General features: G+C 53.0%; 1 rRNA gene. It reads left to right on the plus strand.

Annotation, left to right across the window (positions count from 1 at the left end):
- Nucleotides 1-553, plus strand: a 16S ribosomal RNA gene (locus A3751_RS03090); the annotation flags it as partial.

The raw sequence follows: 553 nt of genomic DNA on the forward strand, positions 1-553 counted from the left end.
CAACGCGAAGAACCTTACCTGGTCTTGACATCCTGCGAAGTTTCTAGAGATAGATTGGTGCCTTCGGGAACGCAGTGACAGGTGCTGCATGGCTGTCGTCAGCTCGTGTTGTGAAATGTTGGGTTAAGTCCCGTAACGAGCGCAACCCTTATCCTTATTTGCCAGCACTTCGGGTGGGAACTCTAAGGAGACTGCCGGTGACAAACCGGAGGAAGGTGGGGACGACGTCAAGTCATCATGGCCCTTACGACCAGGGCTACACACGTGCTACAATGGCAAGTACAAAGGGACGCTAAGCCGCGAGGTGGAGCTAATCCCAGAAAACTTGTCGTAGTCCGGATTGGAGTCTGCAACTCGACTCCATGAAGTCGGAATCGCTAGTAATCGTGAATCAGAATGTCACGGTGAATACGTTCCCGGGCCTTGTACACACCGCCCGTCACACCATGGGAGTGGATTGCACCAGAAGTAGTTAGTCTAACCTTCGGGAGGACGATTACCACGGTGTGGTTCATGACTGGGGTGAAGTCGTAACAAGGTAGCCCTAGGGGAA

The sequence above is a fragment of the Oleiphilus sp. HI0080 genome (genome assembly GCF_001635135.1).